At 42.6% G+C, this 15,554-nt stretch carries 18 protein-coding genes; 8 read left to right on the top strand and 10 right to left on the bottom strand.

All coding sequences use genetic code 11. The features are described from left to right. Nucleotides 1–366 precede the first annotated feature (366 nt). The 3 genes from HMO_RS0100100 to HMO_RS0100090 all read left to right on the top strand — a co-directional run bounded on the left by HMO_RS0100100 (nucleotide 367) and on the right by HMO_RS0100090 (nucleotide 1,623). Entirely contained in the window at nucleotides 367–612 is a 246-nt protein-coding gene (locus tag HMO_RS0100100; RefSeq protein ID WP_010296966.1) for a hypothetical protein, read from the top strand. A 15-nt stretch (nucleotides 613–627) separates the two neighbouring features. Beyond that, a complete protein-coding gene (locus HMO_RS0100095) occupies nucleotides 628–810 on the top strand; it encodes an SEL1-like repeat protein (protein WP_010296963.1) in 183 nt (60 codons plus the stop codon). Nucleotides 811–1,173: 363 nt separating this feature from the next. Next, nucleotides 1,174–1,623, top strand: a complete 450-nt coding sequence (locus HMO_RS0100090; protein ID WP_010296961.1) for a GNAT family N-acetyltransferase — start codon at nucleotides 1,174–1,176, stop codon at nucleotides 1,621–1,623. A 113-nt stretch (nucleotides 1,624–1,736) separates the two neighbouring features. On the opposite strand, the gene HMO_RS0100085 is transcribed toward HMO_RS0100090, so the two are convergent. After that, the gene (locus HMO_RS0100085; protein WP_010296960.1) at nucleotides 1,737–2,270 is read right to left on the bottom strand and encodes a hypothetical protein; all 534 of its coding nucleotides are present in this window, start codon (nucleotides 2,268–2,270) and stop codon (nucleotides 1,737–1,739) included. 448 nt (nucleotides 2,271–2,718) lie between these two features. Between HMO_RS0100085 and HMO_RS0100080 the strand changes: the two genes are divergently transcribed. After that, complete coding sequence (locus HMO_RS0100080) at nucleotides 2,719–4,059, top strand: alpha/beta hydrolase family protein (RefSeq protein ID WP_010296957.1); 1,341 nt, start codon at nucleotides 2,719–2,721, stop codon at nucleotides 4,057–4,059. A gap of 124 nt (nucleotides 4,060–4,183) precedes the next feature. Here HMO_RS0100080 and HMO_RS0100075 read toward each other — a convergent pair whose 3' ends face one another. From HMO_RS0100075 to HMO_RS0100050, 4 genes are all read right to left on the bottom strand, one after another. Further along, nucleotides 4,184–5,467: a replication-associated recombination protein A gene (locus HMO_RS0100075; protein WP_010296954.1), complete on the bottom strand. Its 1,284-nt coding sequence runs from the start codon at nucleotides 5,465–5,467 to the stop codon at nucleotides 4,184–4,186. 201 nt (nucleotides 5,468–5,668) lie between these two features. Then, nucleotides 5,669–6,100 (bottom strand): DUF2267 domain-containing protein, encoded by a 432-nt coding sequence (locus HMO_RS13270; RefSeq protein ID WP_010296951.1) that lies wholly within the window; start codon nucleotides 6,098–6,100, stop codon nucleotides 5,669–5,671. Between the two features lie 964 nt (nucleotides 6,101–7,064). Further along, nucleotides 7,065–7,352: a GNAT family N-acetyltransferase gene (locus tag HMO_RS0100055; protein ID WP_280956241.1), complete on the bottom strand. Its 288-nt coding sequence runs from the start codon at nucleotides 7,350–7,352 to the stop codon at nucleotides 7,065–7,067. A 21-nt stretch (nucleotides 7,353–7,373) separates the two neighbouring features. Further along, on the bottom strand, nucleotides 7,374–7,592 hold the full coding sequence (locus HMO_RS0100050) for a hypothetical protein (protein WP_139016785.1): 219 nt from the start codon (nucleotides 7,590–7,592) through the stop codon (nucleotides 7,374–7,376). A 465-nt stretch (nucleotides 7,593–8,057) separates the two neighbouring features. Between HMO_RS0100050 and petA the strand changes: the two genes are divergently transcribed. The 3 genes from petA to HMO_RS0100035 are packed head-to-tail and all read left to right on the top strand — an operon-like array spanning nucleotide 8,058 to nucleotide 10,601. Next, nucleotides 8,058–8,612: a ubiquinol-cytochrome c reductase iron-sulfur subunit gene (petA, locus tag HMO_RS0100045; RefSeq protein WP_010296932.1), complete on the top strand. Its 555-nt coding sequence runs from the start codon at nucleotides 8,058–8,060 to the stop codon at nucleotides 8,610–8,612. Next, nucleotides 8,609–9,805 carry a cytochrome b N-terminal domain-containing protein gene (locus HMO_RS0100040; protein ID WP_010296930.1) on the top strand — a complete coding sequence of 399 codons (1,197 nt, stop codon included), beginning with the start codon at nucleotides 8,609–8,611 and terminating at the stop codon, nucleotides 9,803–9,805. Before petA ends, HMO_RS0100040 begins: the two co-directional genes overlap by 4 nt. Nucleotide 9,806: 1 nt before the next feature. Further along, a complete protein-coding gene (locus HMO_RS0100035; RefSeq protein ID WP_010296927.1) occupies nucleotides 9,807–10,601 on the top strand; it encodes a cytochrome c1 in 795 nt (264 codons plus the stop codon). Between the two features lie 304 nt (nucleotides 10,602–10,905). Here the strand turns inward: HMO_RS0100035 and HMO_RS0100030 are convergent, their stop codons facing one another. Further along, nucleotides 10,906–11,889, bottom strand: a complete 984-nt coding sequence (locus HMO_RS0100030) for a hypothetical protein (protein WP_010296924.1) — start codon at nucleotides 11,887–11,889, stop codon at nucleotides 10,906–10,908. 10 nt (nucleotides 11,890–11,899) lie between these two features. Then, nucleotides 11,900–12,022 carry a hypothetical protein gene (locus HMO_RS17475; RefSeq protein WP_010296921.1) on the bottom strand — a complete coding sequence of 41 codons (123 nt, stop codon included), beginning with the start codon at nucleotides 12,020–12,022 and terminating at the stop codon, nucleotides 11,900–11,902. A gap of 215 nt (nucleotides 12,023–12,237) precedes the next feature. Between HMO_RS17475 and HMO_RS0100020 the strand changes: the two genes are divergently transcribed. Next, nucleotides 12,238–12,858 carry a hypothetical protein gene (locus tag HMO_RS0100020; RefSeq protein WP_010296916.1) on the top strand — a complete coding sequence of 207 codons (621 nt, stop codon included), beginning with the start codon at nucleotides 12,238–12,240 and terminating at the stop codon, nucleotides 12,856–12,858. A 24-nt stretch (nucleotides 12,859–12,882) separates the two neighbouring features. On the opposite strand, the gene HMO_RS0100015 is transcribed toward HMO_RS0100020, so the two are convergent. The 3 genes from HMO_RS0100015 to HMO_RS0100005 form a co-directional block, all read right to left on the bottom strand. Further along, nucleotides 12,883–13,755, bottom strand: a complete 873-nt coding sequence (locus HMO_RS0100015; protein ID WP_010296912.1) for a hypothetical protein — start codon at nucleotides 13,753–13,755, stop codon at nucleotides 12,883–12,885. Nucleotides 13,756–13,938: 183 nt separating this feature from the next. Then, complete coding sequence (locus HMO_RS0100010; protein WP_010296910.1) at nucleotides 13,939–14,472, bottom strand: hypothetical protein; 534 nt, start codon at nucleotides 14,470–14,472, stop codon at nucleotides 13,939–13,941. Between the two features lie 42 nt (nucleotides 14,473–14,514). Next, the gene (locus HMO_RS0100005) at nucleotides 14,515–14,916 is read right to left on the bottom strand and encodes a hypothetical protein (protein WP_010296907.1); all 402 of its coding nucleotides are present in this window, start codon (nucleotides 14,914–14,916) and stop codon (nucleotides 14,515–14,517) included. Nucleotides 14,917–15,554 lie beyond the last annotated feature (638 nt).

Below are 15,554 nucleotides of genomic sequence, written 5' to 3'. Positions count from 1 at the left end.
CCTGAATTTCACGATTTATCAGCATAAAGAGAAGGGATAATAATTAAGATACCCGGAGATCACTTAAGGTTGCTTCTAGCAGTTTCAGGACTGAGAGATTTTGAACGTTCTAACAAAGAAATTCTTACCTAGCCAGCCTCGCAGGCACCTGAAGGAGTTGAAGCCCCTTAGAAATCTCCTCAAATCCTACAATAATAGGCAAGAGTAAAAGGTAGCAAAAAGAAAAGCTTTGGAGGAAAAAATGAGGAATAATTTAATTTTAGCAGCTTTAGGCTTAATAAGTTTGTTCAACACTTCACAAGCAGCGGAAATAGACATAAATGGGCAAGATTATAAAAAAGCACATCCTCTCCTGGTAACCATCTTTTGAATATAGATAACCTTTCTATAACTGAGAAAGAAGACCATGTCTCTAAACCAAATATAGAAAACTTGGTTACAAAGGCTCCCCCCGAGCTCAATATTCTTTCACAAGAAATCATTAAACAATATACGCCCGCAGAAATTACCCCAATATTTAATGACGGGTGGGGAAATCGTTACCACAAGAATTTTGAGCAAGCTGCTGCTCTTTACAGAATTGCCGCTATCGCGGACAATTGTGAAGCTTAAAGCCAGTATGCAGAAATGCTTTATCAAGGTTTAGGTGTGAAGGAAGATGCAAGACAATCATTCTCTTGGGCCTACAAAGCGGCAAAACAAGGAGATATAGATATGGCTTTCTCTTTATATAGCTCCCTACAAGATAATACCCCTGCGCAGAGATTTAATCTGACAGAGGGTGAAGAGGCAGACTATAAACCAGAATAAAGGGCCTTTACGAGAAATTAAGAGATAGCATGGAGAATAGCCTGTAAGGAAAATATGATTATATCCAAAATCTGATAGCTTTTTTAGGCAGATCAATTGTCCTTCAGGCTACATTTCTTGAGAAGTAGCTTATTCTCGATTACCTAGAAGGCGCGTCCTACTAAATCCTTTTTTCATGCCTGACATCTATTTTTAGGCTAATCCTGGCTTTTAACATCTTGAGAACCTTAAAATAATGACGTTTTATTCTAAAAAGACACAATTTTCTTTCGGGAAAGAAAAGATAAGAATTACTCCCCTCTCTCTATTTTTCTGGCTTATATTATAGTGAATGGATCGATTCACAACCCGGGTACAGCGATAATGAGCGAGGAAAATATACACTTAACAGATGTGAGGGTGGAAGAAGAGCATCCCGAAGCTATCAAAGAAATCATCCTAAAAGGATTAAGAGAGTATAATTATGCTTTCCTCGGCTACTACGAACCCAAAAGATTTGCTATTTATATAAAGAATAACGCTGCTGACATCATCGCGGGCGTTTACGGATTTAGTGTCGCTTTTCATAAAGTCTTACGCATGGAATTTGTGTGGGTTCATACAGATTATAGGAAACAGGGCCTGGGTACCACCTTACTTCATCATATTGATAACTATGCCCGGTCTAAAGGGTGCAGTATTATCCAAGTCACCACACTTGAATTCCAAGCTAAAGAATTTTATAAGAAGAACGGTTATCAAGAAGTTGGTTCCATACCGCAATGGTTCTATGGGACAACCGAGATCTTTTTGCAGAAAAAGTTAGCCAGTTAAAGAGAGATTAAGAGGGGTAGCCTCTCTACATCGCTCTCATCTTCCCAGCTGACTTGAATGGATAGCCATTCATCACGGTGCCCGGTGCTGATCTAAGGGCTTCTACCCTCTACTTACTGAGCAATGGGGTGGGGAATCTCCGACACTATCTTTCTATTCCTTAAATCGAGCACATATTTAGTGTTGGTCCCATAGAGATGATTGGTATCAATTGTTAAAGTTAAACCATCTTTTGACCATTCTATGGAATGCACGTCTCGAGCCCAGCGCTTATCCTGCCAAAAGCGGCGATCAAGAGCCCAGGGGGATTCTTCTTTCATACCGTCTCGGTCACTTAAATTAAGGATGCCGATGCTGGTGCCACACGTATCATCATTAAAAATATAGACACCGTATTTTTCTGTGGGACCCACAATTAGCCCCGGCCGACAAACCTTAGGAAAGACATCTATTTTTAAAGGATCATGACGTACCCGGCGATGACGATGCTTTTTGTGGGGACTTGATTGGTGAACTGGGGGACGACGCGATTCACTGACAAAGCTGTTGCCAGTTCTTCCCGCTACTTCAACGAATCGCAGTGAAGAATGGGCCTGGCCTACCATTAAATTTTGCGACAACTTCAGCATCATAAGAACTATTACCATATTGACCACATCCCCATTACCGTTAACAACGAACACATTTAAATTTAGCAAAGGTTATAATTAAGCATTTTATTCACCCTAATGGAGGCTGTTCTCAACTTACACGCAAAAAAAAATCAATTCTAACCATTGTAATTCATTTGTAAATATTGCTATCATTTCATTTATTGCAGTTCTCTCTTACTCCCCCAAAACTCTTTCCATCTGCGCCATTTCTCATGATTAGGTACTTCTCAGTCTTGCGGATAAGCTTTTAAAACTCTTGCCCCTCCTCCGTCAACCTACAGTAAACCCTTGCGCAACTCTTAAATCTTCCCCCTCCCTTGCTAGCTTTGTGCCATTACTTATAGTTAAAAGTAAAAAAGGCAATCTATCCTATTGACAAAAGATTTCTTAATAACCATCTCAATTCTAGTTTGAAGTCAAAGATAAGAAAGTTACCTTAATAATGAGAACAAATACTATAAAATTTATTTTATCGCTTATTATGGGCTCGGGCTCCTCTCTGTGCACAGCGATGGAGGCGCCTGAAAGCCCAGTCAGCAGCCAACAAGAATGGGCCCAAGAGTATAAAGTGGCAAGCTCAGCGGCTTCTTTTGCTTATGATATGAACCGCGAGAAGGAACGCTTAGGAGCTGAAGATTTTACCTCCCTACAAAACTTCGATATCATTCACAGCCGTTATGAAGACGCAGGCTCTATCCAAGCCGTTGCCCTTTATGACAAATCTGAAAATATGGCGGTCGTTAGCTTTCGCGGCACCGTTACGGCCCAAGATTGGCAAGCAAATCTGGGAATTGGCTGCTCTATTGCCCAGGCTATTCATGTAAAAGATATCAAGATTAGCGACGCGCCGGTCAGATTACCCGATTATTTTGCAGGTCTTGCTGCAAATAAACTTAAGGGTTTACTCGGTGATCAGCAGAGTATGATTGATCTTAAAAGCCTTAATATGCCTATCGGTTCTTTCCTGGATACCTTTGTCAGTTTTTCTCCCCTGAGCAGTAAATTGATGGAGACCTACATGCATACAGGCAAGCATTTTGCTGGGGCTTTAGCCACAGGAACCGCCGTAGGAGCTGGAGCGGGCACGATCATTCCTGGCGCTGGCACCTTAGCCGGAGGCTTAGTAGGCGGCGGCTTAGCGCTAGCTTATGGAACAGCAATAAGTGCTTACAATAGTGCCAAGTTGCTTTATGATGGCTACGCTTATCTGACGGACTATAAATATGAGCGCGAGACCCATCTCAAATCATTGCTCGGAATCGTTAACCTTAATACCCTTCAAAGATATACTCAGGATTCTTCAGACTTTTTATCTGCTTCCATTGAAAAAGTTCTTAGTGAGTGTAACCCTGATCAGCGTCCGACGGTCATTGTCACAGGCCACTCACTTGCGCGTTTTCTATCAGGTTATGCGTTCTTAGATTATGCTGGGGCCCAGTCAGCCACCGAAACTGGCATTCAGGTTGATGGCCTTGCCCGGTTTAGCAATATTGGGTTTAATGGCCCGGCTGGATTTCAAGGCTTACCGCATTTATCCTTTATGACCGGCCAAAAGGCTCAAGACCATATTGTTCAAGCCTTAACTTTAATAGAGACAAGCGCGAGCGAGTCCATGCAACATGTTCGCCGCCTCAATGACCTGGTAGGACATTTGGGGAATGAGTTAGATTTTGCCCAGATTCATGAGCTCCCTGACGTCGAAAACTCCCAAAATGCGGCTGCCCAAGTTCACTTTCTGGAAAACCATGGCGTTCGGGCAATTATGAGCCATATGCATAATTAAAGCTTTTGACGGCAACCTTCACTCCTAGAAGGTTGAGCAAGCCAACATAAAACAATAAAAGGCATCCTAACTTAGGGGTGCCTTCTCTCATTAATCTTACCTTTACCTCCTAAGCTTTTCTAATCTATTCACTCTGGCGTCTTTTAAGACGGAGTTTATGCCAATACTCCAATCGTTTGTGGATCTCCCGTTCGAATCCTCGCTCCACTGGCTGATACAGGTTGGCCTCTGTCATATCGTCGGGAAAAAATTTCTGTCCCGAATACGCATCTTCGTGCTCATGATCATAGAGATAGCCTTTGCCATAGCCTTCCTGTTCCATAAACTTTGTGGGTGCATTTAGAATATGCTTAGGCGGCGATTTCTCTGACGTCGCTTGGGCCAGTTTGGCGCTGGACTTAAAGGCCATATACACGGCATTGGATTTGGGAGCTGTCGCACAATAAACCACTGCATTAGCGATAGCGAGCTCCCCTTCAGGCGACCCCAATCGTTCATAAGCTTGGTGTGCTGCTAGAGCATGCATTAATGCTTGCGGATCCGCTAAGCCAATATCCTCCGAGGCAAAACGCACCAGACGCCTTGCTAAATAGAGTGGCGGCTCGCCGGCTTGCAGCATGCGCTGAAACCAGTATAAAGCGGCATCCGGATCAGAACCTCGCATGGATTTGATAAAGGCACTGATGAGGTTGTAATGGAAATCTTGATCCTTATCATACAAAGCTGCACGACGCTGTAATTGCTCTCCTAGTTCTACTGCTGTTAAATCGTGATCACTTTCAATAATGGTCTCAGTAAGATTGAGCAGGTTACGGCCATCGCCGGCTGCCATCTGAATCAGAGCAGTTCGAGCTTGGGGAGTTAACGGTAGGACTTTGCCTTCAACCTCCTCCACCCGCTTGAGCAAGACCTCAGCCGCCGCCTCCTCTAACAAGTTTAAGGTCAAAACTCGCGCCCGCGACAACAAAGCAGAATTAAGGGCAAAGGACGGGTTTTCAGTTGTGGCCCCAATCAATTTAATCAACCCGCTTTCAATAGGCCCCAGCAGCGCATCTTGTTGTCCCTTATTAAAACGGTGAATTTCATCAATAAATACCACCGTACCTGGGCGCCCCTGGGCTTGGTCGAATACTTTGCGCAATTCAGCCACACCTGAGAAGACGGCCGATAGCTGCACAAACTCTTGTCCAGTTTCAGCAGCAATAATGCGCGCTAATGTCGTTTTTCCGGTGCCCGGTGGCCCCCATAAAATCAACGAGGGCATTTTCTTTGCCTCTAGCAAGCGTGCTAAAATTCCCTGGGGGCCTGCTAAATGATCTTGTCCTACTACATCGCTCAGCCTTACGGGACGCAGCTTCTCGGCAAGCGGCATATTAGGGTTCGGCAAATTCGATAACAGGTCAGCCATGGGATTTACTCAACTATTCGCAACCATTTATGGGATCTGCTGCCATATTAGAATGATATTGCCCAATTGTGAACCTTAAATCCCGGGACAAGGCTCCTATTCTCCTCCCTTGTCCGTAAATCAATGGAAGGTGTGCCGTTAACAGCAACTTCTGCCCCCCTTTCTGTAGTTCTAGTGAGGATTGCTTATCCCCGCGGGACCTTAATAAAAGAGCTCCTGTAAATCTTGCGCGACCATTTTTAGAATTTTCTCTCTTTCATAAGGATCAATTCGGCGAAATATGACGGACAGGACCCCTGTCGTCAAAGACTCAATATCTTGAACTTCATAGCCGTAATCCTGTAAGGTTTGAGCCACGGCTTCTAAAAATTCTTGCTTTTTACGAATCCGAGAAGGCTCGTTTTTAGGACACCAGTTTTCAAAGAAGAGGCCGCGGATAAAAATAGGAAACTGCGCACTCAGATAGGCCGCATTTTCAAGAGGCAGTAAATCTCTTAATTGATGTAAAACGGACCTTAAGGCAGCTAAGGCTTGGCGCGGATGCTCTTCATCGATACCGCAAGCATCTTCCACATCATAAAGCCAAGACAAAGCTTTATGAAAATTCTTCTCAATAGTAGGATCTCTAAACATCTTAGCCTCCTCTCATATAAACCTAATTTGGGTGAAAACTTGCATGTCATAGGGCGCATAAATTAGTGTGCGCAGACACCTTACCTATAAAAGCTGAAGGCAAGTGATGCATCGTTAAAAACATTGTAAATATCTCTAAAATGTCTGACTTAATACTTCCCAAATAGATATTAGCCAAGTTGAAGAGAAATTTTTATCACAGAGGTCCTATTTATTGTTACAGATTATACTCTCAACTATGCTTCGGATTGCCGTCACACTTGTACCTAAATACACATAGATGAGGCTCAGCTTTCTGTTTAAGCATTGCTTTACCCTGAGTTTGCTTGGTTTTATAGCATGAGATGATATCGCAAAAGGCACTCCCTAAAGAAGAGAATCATCTAGCATACTTTTTTAACATTTTGTAGGGTGGAATCAACCTGAAGCATTATTGAAGAGTGAGTATAAGGATGAATTTTTAGGGGCGGGTCTGTGTTTAGTTTTGTGCTGCTCTAAAGGACATGCAACTGATGAAGGTCTTTCTATTTGGAAAAGTCCAGAGATTATCCTTAAATTGCAAAAAAGAAAACTTTGGGGATCTTCTTCCGGAAGCATTTTATCGCACTTTCAAATCCTATGGTCAACCATTGCGCTAAGTGCTCTATCAGAACAGCTTAAGACGCCAATTTCATGCTTTTGATAGAAACCATATTAAAGCTTTCTATGCCTCTCACTGCCCAATCCCTACCAAAAGAGTTCTCGAAAAGCTGGACATATCTGCTCTAAAAAGGATTTTTTCTCATGCTCAAGGGGCCGATTTTCTAACTGAAGGATATTTAGGATCCATTTTAGCTCGCAGAGATCAGCTATTAAAGCATACAGTTCCGTTAAAAATGGAAAACAGTTAGTAAGGTAGATAACTCTGGCGTTACTGACCAAAAATCTCTGAGAAGTGATTATTAAAAGAGAAGTATCTATTTAATTATTCCTTCTGCTCAAGTACAAAGTAATTTCTTACAGATCCATATTGTTCCAGCTTAACATTCTGACGATGAACATCTCGGATAAAACCCAGCTTTTCCAAAACGGCTATCGAGCCCCTATTGTTTGGGTGGGCTGTTGCCATAAATTTTCCACCTATAAAATTAATCGCCAGCTTTGCAGCCTCTGTCGTTAAGCCACGCCCCCCATAAGCGGGTGAAATCATATAAAAGATTTCAGTTATACCTTCATACGCCTCCGTCTGATATATGGATACTCTGCCGGCAATCCCACCGTGTGCTATAATAGTTCAGTGATAATACTTTCTCTCCTTACTCAGAAAATTATTATGGGCCGCAGAGGCCAAAGTGCGCTCTTCAACTTGCTCAACAGTCAAAGGTTGACCATTGCCAAAATATTTCATTACGTGCTGATCTGTAAAAATTGAGCGCATGCAGGGATGATCTGACGTAAACAGAGGCCGCAATAGGGTGTTCTCCCCTGCCATTGTCGCCGTGTAAGGCATCAATTGTAAATCTTGGCAAGGATCTAAAGGTAAGTTATCGGTCTCATGGCTATGAGAAGTTGATAACAAAAACGGAAAGAGAAGATAGACATGTCTTATTTAAGGGTCCCTACTGATAAACAATTATGATTTGAAAGAAAGACATTATCTTATATAGGTAGTCATTTACTTTAATGCGAGAAGTTATTAATTAGAGTGACTTTTATACAGTGAAGCTTGCTTAAAAGAGATCTATCTTTACTTCATATTCTGACCGACAATAGAAGGCCAGCCATTTGGCAGACGCATAAATTAAACGCAACACACTGATAATAGTCGCTTCAATATATGGCGAGCCCAAAATTTAAAACAATAAAACAAGTACATAGAAAAGACCAGCTAAAGAACTGCGTCATGCTGTCGCATTCAAAAAGCAAGCAAAATCAGGTTTAAATTGGATAGGAACAATTTTATTAAAAGGGGTTAAGTGTGGCCAACGACCATAATATTTCTGAAGAATCGCCACAAACGACACGACGTGATTTCATCCATATTTCTGCTTGTGCCTTTGCCGCTGTTGGTGCGGGTGCGGCTATTGTCCCTTTTATTGACAGCATGAATCCCGCTGATGACGTTCTGGCATCGTCTACCGTGGACGTGGATGTCTCCAAGCTTAATCCGGGGGATTCCTTAACGGCCATGTGGCGAGGCAAACCCATCTTTATTAAAAGGCGCACTGAGGAAGAAGTTAAAGCGGTCAGGGCTATCCCTTTAAAAGATCTTAAAGATCCTCAAACAGATCAATCACGGGTTGAACGGCCGGATTGGCTGGTAGTTATTGGTGTTTGCACTCATCTAGGCTGCATTCCGACCTTAAGAAAGAATTTAATGGCTGGAAATGACGGCTGGCTATGTGCTTGCCATGGATCAAGATATGATGGATCTGGACGGATTATCAGTGGACCGGCGCCCGCAAATCTTGCCGTCCCTGCTTACACCTTTATTAATGACAACAAAGTTATCAGGATTGGGGAAAAAGCGTGAGTATAATTAAGTGGATTGACGAACGTCTGCCAATTTTTAGTCTAGTGAACCACGAGCTTCGCGACTACCCTACCCCTAAGAATCTTAGTTATGCTTGGAACTTCGGTTCTTTGGCAGGTTTTATGCTTCTCATTATGATGCTGACCGGTATCTTCTTGGCCATGCATTATGTGCCCAGCACCGATCACGCGTTTGACTCAGTTGAACGGATTATGCGTGAAATCAATTACGGCTGGCTGATTCGATACATTCATATGAATGGAGCCTCTATGTTTTTCATTGTGGTGTACATTCATATTTTCCGCGGTCTTTATTATGGGTCCTATAAGTCCCCGCGTGAATTGCTATGGATGATTGGGGTCATTATTCTACTGCTAATGATGGCCACTGCTTTTATGGGATATGTACTACCTTGGGGACAAATGAGCTTCTGGGGAGCCACCGTGATCACCAATTTATTCTCAGCGTTCCCAGTAATCGGTGAGTCTATTGTTACGTGGTTATGGGGCGGTTTTTCTGTTGATAATCCGACCCTTAATCGCTTCTTTGCTTTGCACTATCTGCTTCCTTTTTTGATTGCTGGTATGAGCATTTTGCACTTAGTCGCCTTACATCAATTTGGCTCGAACAATCCATTGGGAATCGATCGCAAAGGGCCTGAAGACAGCATCCCATTTCATCCTTATTACACTGTCAAGGACGCATTCGGGTTAAGCCTATTCTTAGTATTTTACATGTACTTTGTCTTCTTTGCTCCCAACTTCTTTGGGGAACCAGATAACTATATCCCAGCTGACCCTTTGGTAACGCCGCCCCATATTGTGCCTGAATGGTATTTCTTACCCTTTTACGCCATTCTTCGCTCGATACCTGACAAATTGACAGGCGTCATTGCTATGTTCAGCGCCATCATCGTGTTATTCGTCCTCCCTTTCTTAGACAAGCATCCCGTGCGCAGTGCTAAATTCCGCCCTTATTATCGGATAGCATTCTGGGTCTTGTTGCTTGACTGTTTGGTTTTAGGATGGGTGGGTGCTAATCCTCCCGAAGGGCACTTTGTGCTTATCGGTCAGTTGGCAACGCTCTATTACTTCTTCCATTTCTTGGTGCTGATTCCGTTACTTAACAAATACGAACCGGTACCACCTTTACCCATGAGCATTAGCAACCCAGTTCTAACGGAAGGGAAATAACATGAAGAATTTTAAAGTTACCTCTCTTCTGTGCACACTGGTAATGTTGACATCTGCTCACGCAGAATCTGACGCTCACTCTCCTAAAAAAGTTGATTTCACTTTTAAAGGGCCTACAGGGACGTTCAAACGTGATGAATTGCAACGTGGCTTCGAAGTTTATAAAAATGTTTGCTCGTCCTGCCATGGGCTGGCCCACTTGCGTATCGGCAATCTGCAAGGTAAAGGCAAAAACATTCATGAAGTGCGCACGTCCAATCTAGGGTTGACGAAGGATGAAGTGGCCGCCCTTGCTGCCGAGTATAAGGTTCAGGATTTAAATGCAGATGGCGAGCCCATCGAACGCAAAGCCACGCCTGTTGATAAGTTTCCTGCCCCTTTCCCCAACCAGAAAGCTGCCCGCGCTGCCAATAATGGGGCTTATCCCCCAGACTTATCCATGGTAGTCAAAGCTCGCAAAGGTGGAGCTGATTATGTCTATTCGCTATTAACCGGCTATCAAAAAGCACCTGAGGGTGTCGAAATTGGTGAAGGGCGCCATTATAACCCTTATTTTCCCGGTGGCCAAATTTCGATGGCCCAGCCCCTTCACACCGAAGGGCAAGTAACCTACTCTGATGGCACAAAAGCAACCGTAGAACAGATGGCTCATGATGTGACCGCCTTTCTGGCTTGGGCCTCCGAGCCTGAATCGGATGATCGTAAAGAGCTGGGGATTAAAATTCTGTTCTATCTATTAATCATGACGATCATAATGTACCTCAGCAAGCGTAAAATCTGGGCAGATGTTAAATAGATGCCCTAAAAGTTCCTTCTATTTACATTGCCTCAATTTTTAAGGCCTGGAGCGCATTCCGGGCCTTTCTTAATAGAAACGATCCAGATCGCAATAGCGTCGCCATCTTAAATGCTGATGAATAAAAGACGTAATAGGAGGAAGAGGAAATACCTTTTTCGCGCGTCCTCTCACTAAATAAGCCAAAAGAATTATGCGCTGCGCAAGATTAAGATGGAAGCTTGTTTATCTCCTATTTTTTAGGGATTAGAAGGTATCTCATTTCTAGGTGTTCCTTACGCTCCTTCTTCTCCGAGGTGTTATCTTATACGCCAAACATATTACTAGTGGAGGCGAGTTCGTCAAAACCAAACCATTCCTCGTTATCGCCACTGGTTGATGTCAGATCTGCATCCGCTTGACTAGAAGCTTGTAAGTACGGCAGGATCGGATAGTCCGGTTCAGAATTAACCACTTGCTGTTGTAAAAGTCGATAAGTTATCCAGGCATAACTGGGGCCATGGCGCTCAATACCTAAAGAGTTATAATGAAAATAGACTTTCGGATTTTGCTGCGTACTATCAAACAACCACAAATGGGAGCCCCCTTCACATAAGGCATCAGGCACGCCCAAAGGTTGGCCATTAACTGTACCAATTCCAATAAAATTGTTATAAGTAAGGTTTATCGCCGGAGAGTCTTCTCCATAAACCCTCCAGTTGGATAAAGGACGCAGATGATAGTTAATAGACGCGCCCGTACAAGCAAACTTGACATAGACCTGCTCCATCATTTTCAAAGGGCAACCATAATTCCAGAACCCTCCTAAGCCGATATAGGGCGTCTCATGATGGGGCGAATTCATTAAATTTATATCGCGATCAATTGTCATAAAATGGTGCTGGTAGAGAATTTTACCTGGAACGACTAAAGGCGATCTCTTAATTCCCTCAGCGCCCCGAATCAGACCGTCAGAGACAAATCTTATTGTTTTAGCTCTTCGCTTATTAAAGTCGGCTGTTGCATAAATTGGCAGAGTTTGGCTCGCAAAAGAGATATGGCTATGATCGGCGGTAACGCATTCCACTTCTATCTTAGCGCGAATAGTTAGAAACTCAGGAGCGGTTATACAATCATCATAAGAAAGCGTTGCAGCCATACTCGGATCTAAAAAAGGAGGCATGCGATCGCCGGCATTACTATCAGTTGAAAAGACCAAGACAAGAATATATTTCCCGGCCTCTCTCCCGCTGGCCGCAAATCTGGAGCATAAATGGTGTAGCAAGGTGCAATTGAATAGGGAGAGCATTTCAAAACCTCTAATTTTCTACAATAAGGGTTACATTTTCGATCGCGCTCACCTTCAGCATTAAGCTACTCTCAATAACAAGTGATAGCTCTTCTTGGGAATTATTTTGTTCTACTAATTTAAGGCTGACCATGGACAAATTTCTTTCCTCCTCTATTAAAGAAAACAGTTTCTACGATTAATCGTATACGAAGGAAGATTAGTATTTAAAGCCTTATCCTTTTAAAAAACCTAATAACGGTGCTGATCAAATGATAAGGATTATGGAGACTTTGTCATCCATTAACGAATTTTTAACTATTTAGCTATACATCATGAAGGAGAGCCAATGGTTGGAGGTACAATTTCATGCTGACTCATAACAAGCACAAATTCTACTTATCAATCTTACTCTTAGCTTTTCTAACGACTTCGAGTCAGGCAAATTTATTGGATAGCCTTAAAGATCGCTTTCAGGACAAACATCCTCCCAGCTCTATGGCAGCCCAGATGGCCCCAAACGTAGGGATTAATAGAGAGCAGGCAAGTGTAACTCCTGTGACACGGCCGGGCAAGGTACCTGATAAAATAGCGATAGACAGCCCCAGCACAGTTAAACCTCTTCTCAGTAATAGGTTTAGCATTTTAAGCTCGAAAGCAGAGCACGGCCCCCGCTCTGTTAATAGCTTGGAGCAAAATGCTGGCCGGGCGGCGGGCGATAGTAAGGGAATTAACACGCTTGGATCACGATCCGCGGCCTATGGGCTTGGAGCCGGAAAGAGTAATACTACTACCCCTCCTAAAGAGATCACTGAGGATGCTTATAGCTTAAGCCGATCTCCTGCCGATACATTTTCCGGTAATAGCAGCATTAAGGATGAAAATATCTATCAGGCAGGCGAAATGGACTTCAGTAGCGGACGCCGTAGCGCCACCGTAACTGAAGATGCTTATAGCTTTGGCCGTGACACTGCAGGGACTGCTGAATAATCGCCAGCTAATACGAGTGATTCTCTACTGCTTTTCCTTTGCTTGCTGTTTATCGCCCAGGAAGTAAGACTCTCTATGTCGATCCTCCCAAGAATATATTAGCCATAACTGTCCAGTTTTAGCCTCTATAATCAGGGAACGAGGCGTACGCAGTTTTGTCGTCCTGAGATCAGATTTAATCTCTTGATAGCTTCTCTGCGAAAGATTAGCAAAATACTCTATGGATTTGCCATAAAGTGAAGCCTGCACATAGTTCCACGTATCCAAATTCAAAGGATGCTGAAGTAATATACTCGGTTCAATATCAAGCGCAATATTTTTGAAACCAGTAGCCTCAAGCTGATTTATGGTTTGCCTTAATATGATAGAATAGTACGAACTTACCAATGTTACGGTTGCAGAGGGGCGCTGGTTTAAAGGAAAACGGTCTAACACGCGTTCAAGCTTTCCTTCAGCCAAGCTCAATAAATCAATATGGTAACAGGCTACTAGCTCAGGGGTATGGATGGCAATACCCACACATTCTCCTAAGCTATGGGTGATTAAGAATTCATTCTCTCGCGGCCTTTTTAAAATCTTAGCGATTCCTTGATCGACATATCCTATTTTTTCCTCACTAAAGGTGATGTTTAATTTACTATCATCCATAATTTTATAAGAAGGAGCAGGATAGTGACTAATATCAGCAGCAGCAAGCTTCAGGGTCGCTAATCTTTCCTCATACACTTTATCCGAGCATATAACAATTCGATGGGTCCCCTCGTCTTCTGAAAAGCCCGGTATTGCTACTAGGCTAGTCAACGGTAATACCCAAGAGACTTCTTCGGCAGCTTGAGCGGCTGATAAAAAGACAGAGACACTAATACAGAGTTTTTTTAAATTGTGCATAAGCTTCATATTTTTATTCCTTAGTTGTTTAAATAACCCCTCTCGGAAGAAACCTAGAGATTGAGTAAATCTTACCTCTGAGAGCTTCGGACTACAACTGATGTGTAATTATCTTAGATGAAACAAGTATTAAATTAAGTCTTCTTAATTATTAAACAGAGAGGCTTAATTTATAGTTGTAGTAAGCCATAGTTACTTTGAGGCCAACTTGTCAATGATCTTCTTTTGCTCAAAGATCAGTTTAAGCAGCTGCAACGTTCCCTCCGGCGTTACTTGGACATTTTGTAGGGCTTCAGGGACCTCTGTTTCACCCATTCCCAGATAGGATCTGCGAATAAATAGATTAAGTTGCTCCTGACTTTCTGCTGTTGGCGCTGTTACTCTGAGCAAGGGTAAGAGATAATCTTCACTCTCCTTGTTTAATTGTATGCGGCTCAGAATAACCTGGACTTGCTCATATCCCGTTGCTGAAGAATCAGTAACAAACTTGGCCAACTGCAAAATTAGATCCTCATGAACTTCATCGATGGCCTGGATAATGGAGGCTGCAGCCTCACTTTTTCGTTTTAAATCACTAATTTGATTTAAATAATGCAAAATTAATCTCTGAGAAGTTTCTGCGGAGCTATCTTCACCACGCTCTTTTTCAACGAGCTCAAGAATTTTTGAACCTGTTAAGCGAAGATCGGATGCTAGTAATTCTTGTAATAATCTATCTATTACCATATCGGGAATTTGGTTGTATTTATAAAAGCATTCCAGAGCAAGTTATTCCTTTCCGAGAAAGCTCTTAAACCTCCACCTAGTGTCACTCACGAAAACTCCTAAGGGTTGGATTTCTTGAGCGAAATTACCCTGGCTGAGGAGAGCAGCGTAAGAAGCCTCCCCAACTTCAAAGAGACTTCTACTTTTCAGCGTAACTATCATAAATATAGCTTTATTATCTGGTTTTTCCAGACAAACGTCCCCTATATACCCTTTTTTTGAATGGTTTTCTGCTGTAAATTTCCGTCGCATGACCTGTCTTACAGGATAGTCTCCATAATAAGACTGTTGTATAAGCTCTCCTTCAGGATATTGATACTCTTTAAATAACCACTGGCCGTCCTCCGGTGTCTCCATACTGACAGTAGCAGTTATTATAGCAAGGAGGGCAAGTATCTTTTTCATTCTTGTTCTCTCTGATTAAGTTGTTCCTATGTAAGAAATAGTTAGGGAAAGCGTCAAATACAATAGATTATTTAAATATCTTGCAGCCGAACGGCAATAATACTTTTAACTGCTCTTTTGCCAACCTGCAATGAGCAGTCATACCGAGCATGAGCAGGTTCAGCTGCACAGAGAATAAGAGTAATCTAGTAGGAATTGAGAATAGTAAATAACATAGAGAATGATGTTTAAAAGGGACTGCTAAGGGTAGCTCTAGAAAGTATGCGCGGAGAAATTGATTGGCAAACATACCGAATGGTGGGGGGATGAGGCGCCACAAAAGGTTGTATAAATATCCCCCTCTTTAAGTGCTGAAGATATTAAATGAGAGATTTAACTGCTGGTGTATTGGCAAGGAGGTTAAGAGGATTACTATAATATGGTTTAATCTCGGAAAATGAGACTCAAGCAGACAGAATACAAGAGTACGTCAACAGATAAGCATGAATAAAGTTAGGAGTCGTTCGCCATTGTTAAGAAAGAAGTGAGCGTGGCAGTTGGTCATAAGTTCGACACAGAGACATGAACTAAGAGCTCTGATAAAAGGTCAAGTAAGGTTAAGGCCTAAGACCAAAGTTAAGATTAAGGAGTTTGGCAAA

This window comes from Candidatus Odyssella thessalonicensis L13, assembly GCF_000190415.1.
In the GTDB taxonomy this organism is placed as follows: domain Bacteria; phylum Pseudomonadota; class Alphaproteobacteria; order Paracaedibacterales; family Paracaedibacteraceae; genus Paracaedibacter; species Paracaedibacter thessalonicensis.
This window is presented reverse-complemented; position numbering and strand designations above follow the sequence as displayed.

Coding starts and splice junctions, on each gene's coding strand:
- HMO_RS0100095 (WP_010296963.1), top strand. CDS start 628: ATGCTTTATCAAGGTTTAGGTGTGAAGGAAGATGCAAGACAATCATTC.
- HMO_RS0100090 (WP_010296961.1), top strand. CDS start 1,174: ATGAGCGAGGAAAATATACACTTAACAGATGTGAGGGTGGAAGAAGAG.
- HMO_RS0100085 (WP_010296960.1), bottom strand. CDS start 2,270: ATGGTAATAGTTCTTATGATGCTGAAGTTGTCGCAAAATTTAATGGTA.
- HMO_RS0100080 (WP_010296957.1), top strand. CDS start 2,719: ATGAGAACAAATACTATAAAATTTATTTTATCGCTTATTATGGGCTCG.
- HMO_RS0100075 (WP_010296954.1), bottom strand. CDS start 5,467: ATGGCTGACCTGTTATCGAATTTGCCGAACCCTAATATGCCGCTTGCC.
- HMO_RS13270 (WP_010296951.1), bottom strand. CDS start 6,100: ATGTTTAGAGATCCTACTATTGAGAAGAATTTTCATAAAGCTTTGTCT.
- HMO_RS0100035 (WP_010296927.1), top strand. CDS start 9,807: ATGAAGAATTTTAAAGTTACCTCTCTTCTGTGCACACTGGTAATGTTG.
- HMO_RS0100030 (WP_010296924.1), bottom strand. CDS start 11,889: ATGCTCTCCCTATTCAATTGCACCTTGCTACACCATTTATGCTCCAGA.
- HMO_RS17475 (WP_010296921.1), bottom strand. CDS start 12,022: ATGGTCAGCCTTAAATTAGTAGAACAAAATAATTCCCAAGAAGAGCTA.
- HMO_RS0100020 (WP_010296916.1), top strand. CDS start 12,238: ATGCTGACTCATAACAAGCACAAATTCTACTTATCAATCTTACTCTTA.
- HMO_RS0100015 (WP_010296912.1), bottom strand. CDS start 13,755: ATGAAGCTTATGCACAATTTAAAAAAACTCTGTATTAGTGTCTCTGTC.
- HMO_RS0100010 (WP_010296910.1), bottom strand. CDS start 14,472: ATGGTAATAGATAGATTATTACAAGAATTACTAGCATCCGATCTTCGC.
- HMO_RS0100005 (WP_010296907.1), bottom strand. CDS start 14,916: ATGAAAAAGATACTTGCCCTCCTTGCTATAATAACTGCTACTGTCAGT.